Source organism: Ketobacter sp. MCCC 1A13808 (assembly GCF_009746715.1).
In the GTDB taxonomy this organism is placed as follows: Bacteria; Pseudomonadota; Gammaproteobacteria; order Pseudomonadales; family Ketobacteraceae; genus Ketobacter.
Genome location: NZ_VRKW01000001.1, coordinates 783808 through 800260, shown reverse-complemented (window position 1 = coordinate 800260; position 16453 = coordinate 783808). Strand labels below are relative to the sequence as shown.

Below are 16453 nucleotides of genomic sequence, written 5' to 3'. Positions count from 1 at the left end.
CGCGCCCCGGTTGTACAAGTTAAGTTTGGTTAATGTAAAAAGGGAGGGGCTTGCCTCTCCCTTTCTCGTTGTGCTTTTGTTTTTATTGTTTTTGATCCCTTTTGGAATGTATTGCATTGGATTGCCGGGTGGCTTTGAATTTGACGATGGCATTAACATCGTTAGAAATGATTTCTTAAAATTAACGAGTATTGACTTCCATAGCCTGGAGCAAGCAGCACTATCTACTGGGGCGGGTCCTTTGAGAAGGCCTGTGGTGATGTTGTCTTTTGCTTTGAACTATTATTTTTTCGGTGAGGATGTATTAAGTTTCAAGCTGGCGAACATATTTATACACTCTTTGAATGCTGTGCTTACTTTCTTCTTGGTCAGTCTAGTTTTGAGACGGTTGGAATTTCAGAAAAATGTCACATACCTGTCTCTAGGCGTAGCTTTATATTGGTCTCTCTTACCAATAAACCTTACCTCTGTTCTCTATGTCGTTCAGCGGATGGTAAGTATGGGAGGCCTGTTTGCTTTGACCTCGATGGTGTGTTGGTTGAATTTTAGGCGGAGGCTGGAGCAAGATCAAAAATTTATTGTGATTTGGGCGATGCTATTTTTTGTATGCTTTGTGTTTGCGGTTTTATGCAAAGAAACTTACGTGCTAATTGGCCTCGCTATCTATCTGATGGAATCACTTTTGTTTTCAAGAAATTGCAAGAATGAGATTGTCAATTGGCGCATTATGACGAGTGTTTTCGTTATGGTTGTGATAACAACTATCGCTATTTTACTTTTTAATCCGTCAGTTATTATTGGAGAATATACACATAGACCTTTTGACTTAGTGGAGAGATTGCTTACGCAAAGTAGAGTTATTGTATTTTACATATCCCAAATTATTCTCCCGTCAAATATTGCACTTGGGTTGTATCATGATGACTTTTTAGTTTCACATAGCCTGCTAAACCCTATATCTACTCTTCTTTCAGTCATATTGATCTCGGCTCTTCTCTTCTTAGCATTTGTAATTAGGCACCAAAACAGGTTGTTCTCGTTTGGTGTATTTTGGTTTTTTTGTTGGCACATTCTTGAATCTACGGTAGTTTCACTTGAGATGGTGCACGAACATCGAAATTATATAGCTACTATAGGCATATTGCTTTCAATCCTGGGCGTTTTTATTCAAATTGAAAAAAAAATTAGATCTAAATTTCTTATCGCTTTTTCTATATCTATTTTCTTTGTATTCAGTAGCTCTATATTGTTTCTTAGGCTTTTGGAGTGGAATAATTTAGTGAGCCATGCGTTAGCAGAAATTGACCATCACCCCGGATCGGTTCGTGCACGATATCAGATGGGAAGAATATATTTCTTGGTGGGTTTGAAACACGGAAATAAGAACTATTTGAAATTGTCTATTAAGAGCTTTCAAGAAGCAATTTCTTTATCGAAATATGACTTGCTACCATGGTTCGGTATGTTAAGAGTCAAGGCGTTAACAGGTGACGATGTGACCGAAGACGTAGACAAGTTAGCCGCTAAATTAAGGGGAGATAAATTGCCCACCTCAACAATTGTTGCCCTCGATGTAATGCAGGACTGTATTGTTGCAGAGCAGTGCTCGGCACTTTCTCCTTTTTATACGCAGCTAATTGATGCCACATTAGATAATAAAAACTTAACTAGGGGTGATCGATCGCAATTAGTAGGGCTGAAGGCATCTTACTACGCACGAATAAAGAATGACCCAGAATTAGTGGTCGAATCTTTAACTTCAGGTCTGAGTCAAAACCCGAAGGACTTTATGCTGAGAAAGGGGTTGTTATATTACTATGTTACATCTCCTGATTTAGTTCAGGCGAAGGCAGAGCTTAGGGGGTTTGAGTCTGATTTTGCTAGTGATCAAAAAGCAATGAAAATAGCAAACGAAATGTGTGGAATCTTGAGTGCTAGAGGTGTCACGATATCGTGCGATACCAAATAAGGGTTGGATATAAATGAAAAATACTGGGGAAGACTTATCGGTAATAATTCCAGCAAAAAACGAGGAGTCTGGACTGAGAAAAGTATTGCCTTTGTTGAAAGAAATATTGCCTCATGCAGAAATCATCGTTGTGAATGATGGCTCCACAGACGCAACTGCGGCTATATCTATGAAGTATGGAGCGACCAAAGTAGTAAGCCATCCGTATTCTAAAGGAAATGGGGCTGCTATCAAAACAGGAGCAAGAAATGCAACCCGTGAAACAGTTTTATGCATGGATGCGGACTCTCAGCATGACCCGTCAAAAATCCACATGTTGATTGGGAAATACTACGAGGGCTATCATATGGTTGTTGGAGCTAGGCGGCGTGAATCACAAGCTTCTTTTGCAAGGGCTTTTGGGAACGGGCTGTATAATAGGCTAGCCTCATGGGTTGTCGGCCATAAAATACAAGACTTGACCTCTGGTTTTCGGGTTGTTAACCGGAAGAAGTTCCTCAGCTTTATCGACCTATTACCGAATGGGTTCTCATACCCTACCACAATAACTATGGCGTTCTTCAAAGTAGGATATAGTGTTGGTTATGTTGAGGTTCCGGTTTATAAAAGGTTAGGAAAAAGTCATTTATCAGTTGTGAAAGATGGATTTCGATTTTTTTTAATTATCTTCAAAATAGCTACTCTCCATTCACCTCTTAAAATATTTATCCCGTTCGCGCTTGCCCATCTGGTCGCTGGATTGGGTTACTACCTTTATACATATTTAGCTTTCTACCAATTTAGGAATATGAGTTTGCTAATGATTTCATTAGGTACGGTCATATTTCTAATGGGATTATTATCTGAGCAGATCACAGCATTATATTATAAGGATAAGATATAAGCCGATGAAGTTGGAGACCGATTAGATGGAAAAGAACTATCGCTACCAAAAAAATTTGTCATTACAATCTCCTATTTTGTTAAACGCTGAGTATAAAAAAGCAAAAGTCGACAAAATGATTTCTGTGTTGCTTGATGCAGGAGCCTTGGGCTTGAAAGATTCTGTAGCTGTTGATATTGGTTGCTCAATTGGTTTCTTCGCTAAATCTTTGGCGCCCTATTTCGATACCGTGTATGGCTTAGATATAGACGAATATGCATTGAATATGGCGCGAGAGAGCCCAATAGATAATGTCATTTTTAACTTCGCTGACTCGATGCGGTTGCCATTCGAGAATTCTAGTATTGATTTAGTTGTATGTAATCACGTTTATGAACATGTACCAGATCCGTCTAGATTATTTATGGAGATTAAGAGGGTTCTCAAGCCGGAAGGTATTTGCTATTTCGGGGCTGCGTCATCGCTTACTATTATAGAGCCTCATCATCACCTTCTTTTTTTGTCGTGGCTGCCCAAGCGCATAGCAAATAAGTATATGAAAATAATGGGAAAGGGGGGAGATTATTATGAGAACCTATTTACTTACTGGGGGCTGAAAAAGTTAATATCCGAATTCCATGTTGAGGACTATACTTTAAAAGTCATTAGAGACCCCGATAGGTTCAATATGCGAGATATGATTCCAAAAAATAGTTTATTGGACAAGACGCCTATATGGGTTTGGAAGCTGTTTTATCAATTGCTGCCATCCTACATATTTGTTTTGCGTGTGAAAAATAATGGTTAGAAAATTGAAGCTTTCTGTGCGCTTATTTTTATTTAGATTGGTAAACTGGGTGTCGCGTCGATTTTTTGCTAGTAGGCTCTCGTTCTCGCATGTAGAAGCTTTTCTGTTTAATAATTCATTTAGAAAATTTATTAACTTTCTGCATGCGCATTACGAGAAATATTTAGGAAAAACTGAGGTTAAGAGCTTCCCTTACTTATTTGTTTTCGAGGTCACAAATGTATGTAATTTAAAATGTCCGTTTTGTTTGACAGGCAAGGGAATATCTGGAGGTAGAGATGTTCGTCACATGAGTTTTGATGAGGCAAAGAAAATTATTGATCAAGTAGGTGAGTATATTTATATGATGCAACTGTACACCTGGGGTGAGCCACTGCTGAATAAAGATATATACAGAATTATTGAATATGCCAAGTCAAAGAACATATTTGTAATGATATCGACGAACGCTACGATGCTCAATAAAGTGAACTCAGAGAAACTAGTTAACAGTGGTATCGATTACGTTATGGTAGCTGTAGATGGTGGATCTAATGAAACATATGAGAAATATAGAGTAGGTGGAAACTACGAAAAAGTTTTGGAGAATGTTAAGAATCTTGTAAACGCTAGGAGAACTTTGAGCAAGGTTCACCCGTTTGTTGAGTGGCAGTTTATTGTGTTTAGACACAATGAGCACGAGGTTAAACAGGTAGAAGCCATGTGCTACGAAATGGGTGTAAATAAATTTACACCACTACCCGCTTACGTCGAAGATGAGAGTTGGTTGCCGGTTGGTGATGAATATAAAGTAGAAGTTTTTAATCCTGAGCGTCTAATGAATTGTGATAGACCATGGACCCATTTAAATGTAAGAGCTGATGATGGAGTTGCTCCTTGCTGCTACGAATTCAAAAAAGAAGATGATTTTGGAACACTTGTTGATGATGCTTTTCGCCCGATCTGGAATAATCATCACTTTAGAACTTCGCGGAAACTAATAGTTCAGAAGCGGAAGGGGCTAGAGGTAGATAAAGAGGACATTATTTGTTACGAGTGTTTGACGAGTGGTATCAGGCCTTCGTTCATTGATTCTCCGGTTGAATCGTCGGATACGGGGCTGAAAATTGCTATTAAAAATGTTGGTTAGAATACGCATTGATCACGTTTTCTCGAATTGCGATGCGTTCATTAAACCCTCGTGGGAGATTGAAATCATACGCTTTGGGGCTTGAATGTGCTTCTCACTGTTAACATTAGATTTTGTGTAATATATCGTCTCGGTATCTCTTGTGGCTGTTTTGCTGTAGTTGACTACGCTTTTTGATGGTTGTGGGAATTTAAAAGTTTAGGTGTTCGGACCTAGAGCTCTGGTAACAAAGATTGATATTTTGGATGTTCAGTGTAAATCTTGTTGGCTCTGGAAAATTATATGTTTAGTTGAATACGAAGGAGTTTCACGGTGGAGATAGGATTCGCTTGGGGGCAGTTTGTTGGCTAGTTGAAGAAGTTGGCGGTATGGGTATTAGCATCGAGGGATTATGTTACTTAGATGCAGACAAGGAGTTCGCCGTTTGTAAGCAGTGCTTTTTTCCAGCCTTTGCAGATTATATTTGAATTTTTCTATCTCTCCTTTGTGTTGCTGCATTGTCGAGTTCAAAATTAGTAACATTGATATGTAGAAGATATGGTCATCTCATAACGTGTTACTGCTACTGGTGTATGGTCGAAGCGAGTATTGGTCTCACGCTGCTGAACGTTCATTGGCGTGTTCTCGAGAGGTTCCGCAGAAAATATTGCAACTCCCACTCGTAGCGTTAGCCGTTATTTTAGAGTCGCTGTTTTTTATTCCTTGCTACTGGATGTCAACTTTACTTATAGCCGTTTCGTTGGTTGAAAATACTCCAAATATTATATACATGAAATACCGTTCTCAAGTAGATATAGATGAATAGTGTTATTCTGTTGCATTTTTGGCGAAGCTGTATTGGACTATATCTAAATTCTTGCCTAAGAAAATAATAGTGACGTCCGAGTACTAAACGCGAAAAGGTCGAGACCACAGGTTCATTTGCCGCATGAAGTTTAAATTATTTAGAGAGCTGTACTAAATGGAAGCTAATGCTAAGAGGTACCGGCAACTTGTTGCTGGTGAATACGCATCCACTCGTGGCTGGATTACACAAGAGGCACTTTTTACTTTAGTTTCGGGATTAAAGGGCGCGTTAGGATATTATTTACGATTAAAGCTATACCCTCTAGCTTTCAAAGGTATAGCCAAAGGCACAGTCATTGGTTGTGATGTAACTATGCGATGCCCCGCTCAGCTTAAATGTGATATTGGCGTCATAATTGACGACTGTGCTCAATTAATAGGGAATTCTTCGCAAAAAATATCTATAGAACTTGGTAGAGATACTTTCTTACGCTCATTTGCGATGCTGAATTCCGGTCCACCCGATGGGTATATTCGTATTGGGCGGAATTCCAGCGTGGGTCAATCAACCATAATTTATGGAAATGGAGGTGTTGATATTGGAGACAATGTTATGATTGCAGGGCAGTGTTTTATAGTTGCATCCAGTCACAATTACAGTCAGTCTATCATTCCAATGAAGGAGCAAGGGCACAGTGCTTACGGAATATCAATTGGCAATAACGTTTGGATTGGCGCTGGTTGTAAGATTTTAGATGGCGTTCGGGTTGGGGCGTGCTCTGTAGTTGCTGCTAATTCAGTAGTAAATAAAGATGTAGAGTCTGGGACTATTGTAGGGGGAGTCCCTGCAAAAGTGATTGGTTTTATGCCATCTTGAGGTTGATGCATTTTATTAATGAATGAATAGTTTGCTGGTCAAGTAAATAAACTTTTACTCCCTTACCTATTTCCTTAAGACGTTTGCTAGATACAGCATGGTACCAACGATCACTTCCGTAAATATAAGCCAAAGTCTGCTTGCGATTGAAATTACAGCGGCATCCTGTGGGTCAATGAAAAGAATTAATAGTGAGAATAACGTCCCCTCTCGAATACCTATGCCTCCCGGAGTAATGGTGGCAATAAAACCCACCGCAAAGCTGATTGGGAAGCACATTGCTACTTGAATCAGGGTCAGAAATTCATACGTTTCAAAGTTTGATATTGATGTGCAGAATAAGCCGAAGGCAATACTAAAGAAAAGCCAGAGTAAACAATAGAATGCCCAAATATTAATGAAATGTGCGGATTCTAGCTTTAAAAAGCTCGCGATGATATTTCTGATGTGCTCGTTGTTAATTTTAAAGGTAGATAGTAGTGAAAGTATTCTTTTCGTATATAGCAAAACACTAAAACCAAGCACTATAAATATGAGAGTAATTGTACTATTCAAGTGTACTCCAATAATTGGAAGGCTTACGCATAGTGAGCATGAAGCAAGGAAGCAGTTCTCAAGTAGCATGCTGCTTGTTGTGTCATATTTGTTTATCCCTAAATTAGTACAGAGTTTAATTCTAGTTGTATAAGGCCAAATAACTCCAGGAATGTAGCGAGTAAATGATGAGTAAAACCAAATGTTGAGAGATCGCGAAAAGCTTATATCGTGATTGAATACTCTGACAATTAAGTGCCAGCCAAAAGCATTCATTATAAATACCGGAAGTAGAAGAAATATTGACGCTATTAGTAACGGAGGCTTTATAAATGAAGCTTTACCGTGAAGATCGATAATGTATCCTTGCGACTGATATGCTAGAAATGCAAATGCAGTTAAGGGAATTAAAAACTTTATTGTGAGTAGAAAATATTTCATAGTTAATACGTACATTTTGGGGCGGGTCCGCTAAGGCATGTTCTCTGGGTCGAGTTCGCTGCTAGCAAGTTATTAGATCGTGTATCGTGTATCGTGTTTTTGGTGTGTCGATGTGGCTTATATCGATTGTCTTTTTCATGGGTGTTTAGACTCAATCCACTTTAGGTAGGAGTAAATGTTCCATAGCTGCAAGCTTCGATCTGCTTTTTTCGACTTGTGTTCTCCGATGATATCCATAACTTTTTCTTTTCGTATTGTCGTGTCAAGGTTCGAACAGAGACTTTCCAATTCCACCGCTGCTTCACCTAGAAACCAGCTATATATTGGTGATGAAAACCCTTGTTTCCTTCGACGTATTATTTTATTCGGGATGTTGTTTGAGAATGTGTCTTTGAGAAGACGCTTTCCGCTGAAGTTGCTCCTTATTTTTGCTAAGTCGAGTTGCGTGATATACTCCACCAAATCTCGGTCCAGAAACGGTGTCCTGATTTCTAGGGAATGAGCCATTGAAGCTCGATCAGCTTTCGCAAGTATGTCTTGTGGTAGATAGCAGCTCAAATCTTCGTACATCATGTCACTCAGAGTTTGCTCTGATTCAAACAGTGTTGGATCTGGGCTCCTGTAGGTGTCTGGTAAGAGTTCAGATAGCATTTTTTCATCTATAGTAATAGGTGCTATATATCCTCGGTTAAATTCGCCTGAGTTGGCTAATTCTAAGAAAAGCTTAGATTTTTTTACTATACTTTTGCTGTGATGGGCGTAGGAATCTGGGAGCGATTTTAGGAAATTGTGGACGCATGTCTTCATTGTCTTTGGTAAGTTGGAATACCATTTAATTAGAATTTTTGCCTGATACCGCTGGTAGCCTGAGAAAAGCTCATCGGCTCCATCTCCAGATAGTGCTACCTTTACATTTAGAGCTGTATGTTTACATAAAGCAGCTACTGCGAGTATTGATGGATCGCCGAATGGTTGACCTATGTTTTTCTCAACTAATTCACTCATGTTTTCAGGCGAAAGATTTCGAATTTCGAACTCGAAGTGCTCTGTTTCTAAGTGATTAGCGACCAAACGAGCGTATTGGCTTTCGTCAAATCCAGAATCTAAAAATTTAATATTGAATGTTTTAATTTTCTGAGGTGAAAGCTTGCATGCGAGTTGAGATACAATGGAAGAATCAATGCCTCCAGATAAAAAGGAACCCACCTCTACATCAGCAATTAATCTCTTTTCAACAGCTTTTTCAAGAAGATTGGCTGTTTCATACTTCACTTCATTTATTTCAAGTGTGGTGTTATTTCTTTTTTTCAGTTTCCAATAGCGATCGAACCTTAGTTTTTGTGTTGGGGACCATGTGCAGAATTCTCCTGGTTTGACTTCGAAAACCTGCTTGTACATTGTTTTTCCTGGTAAGCAAAATCCATATTTTAGAAACTCTTCAGTAGATGTATGGGAGTGTGAGAATGAATACGGCTCTATGCAGTATAGGGCGGGTAACTCTGAGGAGAATGATATGGATGAACGATTGTTTACGTAGTATAAGGGTTTTTTTCCAAGTCTATCTCGTGAAGCAATTAGCTTTTGTTCGTCAACATTCCAAAAGACGAATGCCCACATTCCGTCCAGTTTTTCAATAAATTTAGGACCTTCGAGGCATATTCCCGCTAAAATTACCTCAGTATCACCATTGGTTTTAAAGTTCCACCGTTTAGCTAAATCGGACTTGAGTTGTTTGTAGTTATATATCTCGCCATTGAAGCTTAGTAACTGACGCCCTCCAGGTGAGGACATAGGCTGCTTACTGCTTTCTAGGTCTATTATTGAGAGTCGTGTATGGCCAATAGCCCAGTTATTTTTAAAAATAATTTCACTAGCATCAGGACCGCGATGGCTCAATTTGCTTAGAGCGAAATTGGCATTTTTTTGGAATTCTTGGGAAGGGCTAGTTTGATAGCTAAAAAGTACTCCACACATGGAAAATCACTTCACTATTCGTTTATACAGTTGAAAGTATTGTTCCGCAGAAGATTGCCATGTTAATCCGGATTCAGATATCTTCTTCGTAGCATTTATCCCCAAATTGACTCTCTGTTTTGAATCACTTAGCAGAAATTCAATTTTTTGCGTTAGCTCGATATGGTTGCCTTTCTCAAATAGTAATCCATTTTGGTTGTTGTCTATTAATTCCCTGACACCTTCAATATCGCTGCAAATTACCGGCAGCCCAGTAGCCATTGCTTCCAAAAGGACATTTGGTCGACCCTCACTTCGGCTCGTTAGGATGAAAAGGTCTGAGCGCCGCATTTGTTCCAGCACTTCATCGTGTTGAAGAACACCTGCTAAATTTATTCGATCTTCCATGTTTGAATCCCGGATAAGCTTTTCGAGCATTAACTTTTCGAAGCCATCACCTATAATCTTTACACTAATGTTTTTTTTCTGATTGCTCTCAGATACAGCTCGTATCAAAGTTGCGAAATCTTTTCGGGGTATTAGGCTACCAACAGCCAAAATTCTAAATTCTTGTTTATCCCTTTTGCTTTTGTGGATCGGTTCTCCACCTCTAGGAACATCTACGCCATTTGGTATATGAAGTATTTTATGCTTGTACCTTGGCCATAGATCTACAACAGTTTTAAGCATGCTGACAGAGACACAAACGGTGGTATCATTTAAAATGACGCACAAACCCGCGATCCAGCGTGATAATGCTGAGTGTTTTAGTCTGGCGACATCTTCGCCTCTAAGCGTCGTAATGCATGCGGTATTGGTGAGCTTGCCAATTAATCCGCAGATTACACCTGTTATCGACCAATTTGCATGTATTACGTCCACTCTGAACGCTACTCTCAGTACATTGGCCGCCATTGACAGGAAAAAAAAGGGAAAGAGCAGGGCGTTCCATTTAGATCTATTTAGTGCTCCAGGGATACCACCAGGCTGGTGCGCAAGAACTTGTAATTTTCTCGGTGCGTACCGAAAATCTATTATTGAGTTCGAAATGCATTCGTCTTTATCATCCGCTGGGGTGATAACGGTGATCGAGGTGTACTCTGATAAAGCTTGGGCTAGTTTGAGGACGAATGTTCCACTTATATCGCTGTTTGTGAGGGGGTAAGAGGTCGACACTAAAGCCACCCTGTCTGGAGAGTTTTTACTCATCCTTTATTTTAATCGCAGTTACTAGATAGGTGTGTGGGAGTGCGGTACCGGCTTTAACTAGCCTAGATAAAAAGTAAGAATAGAGGTTATTAAGTAAAAAATATATAGGTAGCAAGATGCCAAATATAGCAAAAGGGTTTCTATTCTTAATTAGATGTAGAATTAGAACACTGATCGCCATATTTCTTAGTAACGCGGTGGTTTCTAGGGGTGCACCAATCGCGTAAAGATTAACTAATTTAAATCCAGCGGACTCGGTCAAGGAAGTTAAACCATATTCAGTCAGGCGGGAGTAGTCATGTGGTGAATCGTGTATAGGGTAGAGAAATGGCACTCTCAATAGTAGTGTGCCATTGTAGGCCAGAGTTCGGTGTATTTCGGAAAGCGATTTGGCCGGTTCTTTAAGATGTTCAAGTACATCTAACAATACCACCCGATCAAAGCTTTCATTTTCAAAAGGGAGAGCAGAAGCCGAACCATAGACGGTAGGTTTTGTGCCATACAGTCGGTCAGCAGTGCTAGGGTAGTCTAGACCAATGTAGTTAGTCGTTGCAGGCAAGTGCTCTATAATCCACTTATCTGCGCATCCAATATCTAGAACAGTCTTGTTTTCCCCGATTTCTCTCAGGCTGCGAAGTAGAGAGGCCTCTTTTCTAGTGAACCATTGCGGGTGTATCGGGTATCTCATTAGGCCGCGCGCTTTTTTCGTGAGATTTTTTACACTAAGTGTTTCTGCAATAAATCTCAGGTCCACACAGAAGGCTCCTGGCTGTATCTTAGATATACGGGTTAAGTTTCTATACGCATTGACAAATCAATCGCCCGACAGTGCTTGGTTAACCCCCCTATAGAGATATAATTCACACCGGTCTCCGCAATATCTCTCAGCGTTTCATCAGTAATACCGCCTGATGCTTCAAGTTTAGCCCGCCCCCCCGCAATTTCCACTGCCTTCACCATATCCGCAACACTAAAATCATCCAACATAATCACATCAGCCCCGGCCGCCAGTGCCTGCTCCAGCTCCCCAAACGTTTCCACCTCTACTTCCACCGGTTTGCCCGGTGCTTGCCGCTTGGCTGTGCTTACCGCTTCTGCAATGCCGCCGCAAGCTGCGATATGATTTTCTTTTATCAAAAACGCATCATACAAGCCGACTCGGTGGTTAAAGCAGCCGCCACAGGTTACCGCGTACTTCTGTGCAGTGCGCAAGCCCGGCAGTGTTTTACGGGTATCAAGTAACTTTACTCCGGTGCCTGCAACGCGGTTGGCGTATTGCTGGCATACGGTTGCCGTGGCTGATAAGGTCTGAAGAAAATTCAATGCACATCGTTCCCCAGTCAATAAGCTTCTTGCTTTACCTTCCAGAGTAAACAGGTTTTGGTCCGGTTGTACGGTATCGCCATCTTTCACCTGCCATTCGACCCGTACCTGCGGGTCTACCTGCCGGAATACTTCATTCACCCAGTCCACTCCGCACACCACAGCCTGTTCCCGGGTGATGATCCGGGCTTTGGCGGTGTTGTTTGCTGGGATCAGGTTGGCAGTAATGTCGCCGTCCCGCACGTCTTCTTCAAGGGCGAATGCGACGGTGCGGGGTATGTCTTCTAATCGGAAATCTTGAGTCATGGTTTGTTTTCGAAATAGGTTTTAGTGAGTTTGAAAATAATGGGGCTTAGCGCCAACAATGCGATCAGGTTGGGAATGGCCATCAGGGCATTCAGGCAATCTGCCAACAACCAGACAAAGTCCAGGCTCATCAGGCACCCGACAGGTATTGCTACTATCCATACAATTCGGAAGGGCATGATCGCCTTGGTGCCAAACAGGAATTCGGTGCAGCGCTCGCTATAATAACTCCAGCCCAGGATGGTGGTGAAGGCAAATAATGCCAAGCCGATCGCCACCACGTGCTCACCCCAGCCGTTGCTGAGTGAATTGAAGGCGAGGGTGGTGAGTTCCGCACCCTTGGCCCCGTGTGACCAGGCACCGCTCAGAACGATCACCAGGCCAGTGATGGAACAGACGACGATGGTATCGATAAAGGTGCCGAGCATGGCAATCAGACCCTGCTTGACCGGGTCGTTGGTCTGGGCGGCGGCGTGAGCAATGGGCGCGCTGCCCAGGCCTGCCTCGTTCGAGAACACACCGCGAGCGACTCCGAAACGAATGGCCGCCATGATGGTGGCACCGGCAAAGCCGCCAACAGCAGCATGTCCGTTAAAGGCGCTGTCGACAATCAGACCAACGGCTGCCGGAATATCGCCGGCGTTCATTAGCAAAAATACCAGTCCGGTTATGACGTACAGAAATGCCATAGCAGGCACTAATTTACCTGCTACCTGCCCGAGGCGTTTGATACCACCGATTAACACTAACCCGGCGATAATGGCCAGGATAACGCCGGTGATCATGGGATCAATGGAGTAGGTTCCTTCCAGGGCGTCTGCGACCGAGTGCGATTGTACGGTATTGCCGATGCCGAATCCGGCAAACATACCGAATATGGCGAATAAAGTGCCGAGCCAGGCCCAGTTCGCTCCCAGGCCATTTTTGATGTAGTACATGGGGCCACCGACGTGGAGCCCGCGTTCGTCGGTTTCCCTGAATTTGACTGCCAGTAAGGCCTCACCGTATTTTGTGGCCATTCCCACCAGTGCGATACACCACATCCAGAACAGGGCTCCGGGTCCACCCGATGCAATTGCCGTTGCAACTCCGACAATATTGCCGGTGCCAACGGTGGCAGACATCGCGGTCATCAAGGCGTTGAAGGGGGATATGTCACCGCTTTCAGTGGATTTGCGTCCTTTAAACAGGAGTGAGAATGCGTAGGGGATTTTGCGGAGATTGATTACTCTGAGCCCAAGCGTGAGGTAAAGGCCGGTAGCGGAAAGGGCAAGTAACATCGGTATGCCCCACAGAATATTCCCATTAAGCCAGTTGAGCATTGTGGTGATCTGTTCCATAACCCCATCCCCATGCCTAAAGCAGTTAATTGTCTGACGATTCTACGTCAAAGTTTCAATTTATACGAATATCAAAGAGTTACTGACCAGCCGGTATTTGAGTCAATAATCCGTCGAAAACTGGATAAAAAACAGACAGAATTCTTTGTGATCTGTCTCTCAATACGTCCACTTCGCTTCTATAGTTACTGATATCACTCCTATACTCCCTACAGACCTGTTGTGATTGGGTCAATTTTGACAAAGTTTGTCACCCAGCTGAACTAAAACCAAAGTGCATAGTTTGAGCGTCTGCAAGGTAGAAATTGGTTGAAAAACCGTGAACAGATAAGGGAGGGGAAGTTCGCGAGCTAGGGATACTGAGCTAAATTAATGTTTATGAGCTTTAGGCACGTTAAACGAGATGATGAATCATGACCCAGAAACCCGATCTAAGATGTGTAGGCGGAAACGGTATGCCGGGATCTAACCAGGGTTCGACAGGAACCAATCAGGATAGCGAACTTTCTATGAAGGCAGGTACATTGCCGGCGGTCCTAATGAAAGCGCGTCGTGCTGCGTTGGAAGAATTGCTGCAGTCTCTTACGGACGTGTTTGACAAAGCGGATGACACTTTTTTTGAGTATGCAGAAAAGGCGGCCAGCGACCAGGATAAAGACGACTATCTTGAAACCATGCGTCAAATACGCCTGAACCGTAAGGAAGTTGAGCGTAAGTTTTTTCAGCAAATTAACGGGGTGTTTAAAGAGTTAACCCAACAGCAGGCCATTGAAGAAAAACCCGTTGGCCTGGAATCCATATCCTCCCTGGACTCGCTCTCGTTAGTCGAAAACGACGACCTGGAAATGGATGTGGCTTTGGAAGGTATGATTTCCAAAGCGAAAACCAAATTCGGGGACCGGATTTATCAACTGAGCGCACGCCTCGATGCGATGCTGTTTCACGTTACGGTCAATGATAAGAATAACCCATTTCACCCCACCCATATTTGTAATGCCTTCCGGCACGCTGCTGACGAGATCGATTGCGACATTAAAAATCGCCTGGTCATCTTCAAGCTATTCGATAAATATGTGATCTCCCGTTACGACCTGGTGTTGGATGCGGCCAATTCAATATTGGCGGAAGCCGGAATTCTACCGGATTTGAAAGGTAGCCCCGCAACGTCGCGCCGCTCCGAGAGACGCAGTGCCAGCGCGCTGTCGGATACTCAGCAAGGCACGACCGAAACAACCAAAGAAGTAGCCAGACAGGCCGCCAGCGAGTTGTTCGGTCAGCTTCAAACGTTGCTGGCTTCTGCCCGCAGCGTACCAATGGTGACGGATGTGGTGGTGGGCACCATCGGCTCGGAGGCGCACAACGCCCGTGAGGTTTCCAATGACGAATTATTCGAGCTGTTAACACGCATTCAGCAGTCACAGCCGGGAGACCAGGAATTGTTATCCGGCTACGTTCAGCCGGTTCGTTTTAATGTGCGGGAAGCGGTCGCCAATGTGTTGCAAACGCGGGAGTCTAAAGCTGGCCCGGAAAGAGTCGGTCAGGCGGATTCCGACGTCATTAATCTGGTCGCCATGTTGTTCGATTTTATTTTGGATGATGAGAACTTACCGATTCCAGTGAAAGCAATTATCGGACGGCTACAAATCCCTTATCTAAAACTGGCCGTTCAGGATTACAGCTTTTTTAATCGTGGGGCGCACCCGGCACGTAAGCTTCTCAACGAATTAGCCCGGGCCGGCATCGGTTTGAGCGACGACGTGGATCAATTACAAAAAGATCTGGTGTTTAAGAAAATTCAGCAGACTTCGCAGCGTATATTGAATGAATTCCAGAAAGAACCTGAGTTGTTTGAAGCGTTGTTGCAGGATTTTTCTCAGTTTATGCAAACAGAAGCCCGCCGAGCTCAAATGATTGAGCAAAGAACCAAAGCGGCGGAAGAGGGTAAAGCAAAGACCGAGTTAGCGGAAAAAATTGCCATGGAAACGGTGCGCAAACGATTGGATGGCCGCACTGTTCCGGAAGTCGTGGTGCGCCTTTTAACAGATGGTTGGATGGGTGTATTGAAACTGGTATTCCTGAAATACGGCCCGGAAAGCAATAACTGGATGGGTGCGGTCAAGACCATCGATCACCTGTTGTTTAGCGTGACACCTCCGCGCGATGAAATAGCCCGGAAAAAGCTCTTTAATGTGGTACCGGTGTTGCTAAAAAACCTGCGTCAGGGCTTGAATTCTGTTTCGTTCAATCCATTTGAAATGGGAGAGATGCTAACGGAGTTGGAGCAGGTCCAGATGCAGATCTTGCGTGGCGAAACGCCGGGACATCTGGACGACCGGCGGGTTGATCCGGCAAAAGATCTGGTGGCCGCGGTGACGGAAGATATGGAACGGATGGGGGCGTCTCCGGTGATTCCTGCCCGATCCAAAATTACGCAGCTGGATTCTGCCAAGGCAGCGAAGAAAGCAGCGGTTCAGTTGCCTGCGTTGGCCGATGATGATCCTTACCTGCTATCCGCTGGCCGTATCAATGTTGGCACCTGGCTGGAATTTCGCAACGACACGGGTGTTAAAACTCGCTGTAAGCTTGCGGCCCACATTAAATCTGCAGATAAGATGATTTTTGTGAATCGCACCGGAGTGAAAATTGACGAGAAATCGACGTTGGGTTTGGCTCACGCATTGAAAAATGCAGAAGTCGTGGTGTTGGAGGATTCTCAGTTGTTCGATCGCGCACTGCAGAACGTGATAGGCAATCTACGCAAAGTAAAGCAAGCAAATTTATAAGTGCTCCCTATAGCATTGCCCTGGGAGCATGACAGGTCATAAACGGCCATCAACCGAACAGTTCGGTTGATGGCTTTTTTTTGTCTTCAATTTTCTGTAGCTTTGTCCCTGATTTCCGGATTAAATAAATGCA

At 43.0% G+C, this 16453-nt stretch carries 12 protein-coding genes; 6 read left to right on the top strand and 6 right to left on the bottom strand.

Annotated elements, in window-relative coordinates; all coding sequences use genetic code 11:
* The first annotated feature begins 25 nt into the window (after nucleotides 1–25).
* From FT643_RS03420 to FT643_RS03400, 5 genes are all read left to right on the top strand, one after another.
* Complete coding sequence (locus FT643_RS03420; protein WP_156869257.1) at nucleotides 26–1969, top strand: hypothetical protein; 1944 nt, start codon at nucleotides 26–28, stop codon at nucleotides 1967–1969.
* Nucleotides 1970–1982: 13 nt separating this feature from the next.
* Nucleotides 1983–2852, top strand: a complete 870-nt coding sequence (locus FT643_RS03415) for a glycosyltransferase family 2 protein (protein WP_156869256.1) — start codon at nucleotides 1983–1985, stop codon at nucleotides 2850–2852.
* 25 nt (nucleotides 2853–2877) lie between these two features.
* Entirely contained in the window at nucleotides 2878–3639 is a 762-nt protein-coding gene (locus FT643_RS03410; RefSeq protein WP_156869255.1) for a class I SAM-dependent methyltransferase, read from the top strand.
* Nucleotides 3632–4768 (top strand): radical SAM/SPASM domain-containing protein, encoded by a 1137-nt coding sequence (locus FT643_RS03405; RefSeq protein WP_156869254.1) that lies wholly within the window; start codon nucleotides 3632–3634, stop codon nucleotides 4766–4768. Before FT643_RS03410 ends, FT643_RS03405 begins: the two co-directional genes overlap by 8 nt.
* Before the next feature lie 961 nt (nucleotides 4769–5729).
* The gene (locus tag FT643_RS03400; RefSeq protein ID WP_156869253.1) at nucleotides 5730–6431 is read left to right on the top strand and encodes an acyltransferase; all 702 of its coding nucleotides are present in this window, start codon (nucleotides 5730–5732) and stop codon (nucleotides 6429–6431) included.
* 66 nt (nucleotides 6432–6497) lie between these two features.
* On the opposite strand, the gene FT643_RS03395 is transcribed toward FT643_RS03400, so the two are convergent.
* The 6 genes from FT643_RS03395 to FT643_RS03370 form a co-directional block, all read right to left on the bottom strand.
* The gene (locus FT643_RS03395) at nucleotides 6498–7406 is read right to left on the bottom strand and encodes a lysylphosphatidylglycerol synthase domain-containing protein (RefSeq protein WP_198043283.1); all 909 of its coding nucleotides are present in this window, start codon (nucleotides 7404–7406) and stop codon (nucleotides 6498–6500) included.
* Between the two features lie 135 nt (nucleotides 7407–7541).
* Nucleotides 7542–9380 carry an asparagine synthase (glutamine-hydrolyzing) gene (gene asnB, locus FT643_RS03390; RefSeq protein WP_156869251.1) on the bottom strand — a complete coding sequence of 613 codons (1839 nt, stop codon included), beginning with the start codon at nucleotides 9378–9380 and terminating at the stop codon, nucleotides 7542–7544.
* 6 nt (nucleotides 9381–9386) lie between these two features.
* On the bottom strand, nucleotides 9387–10535 hold the full coding sequence (locus FT643_RS03385; RefSeq protein ID WP_198043282.1) for a glycosyltransferase family 4 protein: 1149 nt from the start codon (nucleotides 10533–10535) through the stop codon (nucleotides 9387–9389).
* Between the two features lie 25 nt (nucleotides 10536–10560).
* Complete coding sequence (locus FT643_RS03380) at nucleotides 10561–11322, bottom strand: class I SAM-dependent methyltransferase (RefSeq protein ID WP_156869249.1); 762 nt, start codon at nucleotides 11320–11322, stop codon at nucleotides 10561–10563.
* Between the two features lie 35 nt (nucleotides 11323–11357).
* On the bottom strand, nucleotides 11358–12197 hold the full coding sequence (gene nadC / locus FT643_RS03375; protein WP_156869248.1) for a carboxylating nicotinate-nucleotide diphosphorylase: 840 nt from the start codon (nucleotides 12195–12197) through the stop codon (nucleotides 11358–11360).
* Entirely contained in the window at nucleotides 12194–13537 is a 1344-nt protein-coding gene (locus FT643_RS03370; RefSeq protein WP_156869247.1) for an alanine/glycine:cation symporter family protein, read from the bottom strand. Before FT643_RS03370 ends, nadC begins: the two co-directional genes overlap by 4 nt.
* 455 nt (nucleotides 13538–13992) lie before the next feature.
* Here FT643_RS03370 and FT643_RS03365 point away from each other — a divergent pair, with 455 nt between their 5' ends.
* A complete protein-coding gene (locus FT643_RS03365) occupies nucleotides 13993–16320 on the top strand; it encodes a DUF1631 domain-containing protein (RefSeq protein ID WP_198043281.1) in 2328 nt (775 codons plus the stop codon).
* Nucleotides 16321–16453 lie beyond the last annotated feature (133 nt).

What these genes read in the sequence shown, in the direction of transcription:
- FT643_RS03365 (WP_198043281.1), top strand. Translation starts at nt 13,993, where the DNA reads ATGCCGGGATCTAACCAGGGTTCGACAGGAACCAATCAGGATAGCGAA.
- FT643_RS03400 (WP_156869253.1), top strand. Translation starts at nt 5,730, where the DNA reads ATGGAAGCTAATGCTAAGAGGTACCGGCAACTTGTTGCTGGTGAATAC.
- FT643_RS03405 (WP_156869254.1), top strand. Translation starts at nt 3,632, where the DNA reads ATGGTTAGAAAATTGAAGCTTTCTGTGCGCTTATTTTTATTTAGATTG.
- FT643_RS03395 (WP_198043283.1), bottom strand. Translation starts at nt 7,406, where the DNA reads ATGAAATATTTTCTACTCACAATAAAGTTTTTAATTCCCTTAACTGCA.
- FT643_RS03415 (WP_156869256.1), top strand. Translation starts at nt 1,983, where the DNA reads ATGAAAAATACTGGGGAAGACTTATCGGTAATAATTCCAGCAAAAAAC.
- asnB (WP_156869251.1), bottom strand. Translation starts at nt 9,380, where the DNA reads ATGTGTGGAGTACTTTTTAGCTATCAAACTAGCCCTTCCCAAGAATTC.
- FT643_RS03370 (WP_156869247.1), bottom strand. Translation starts at nt 13,537, where the DNA reads ATGGAACAGATCACCACAATGCTCAACTGGCTTAATGGGAATATTCTG.
- nadC (WP_156869248.1), bottom strand. Translation starts at nt 12,197, where the DNA reads ATGACTCAAGATTTCCGATTAGAAGACATACCCCGCACCGTCGCATTC.
- FT643_RS03410 (WP_156869255.1), top strand. Translation starts at nt 2,878, where the DNA reads ATGGAAAAGAACTATCGCTACCAAAAAAATTTGTCATTACAATCTCCT.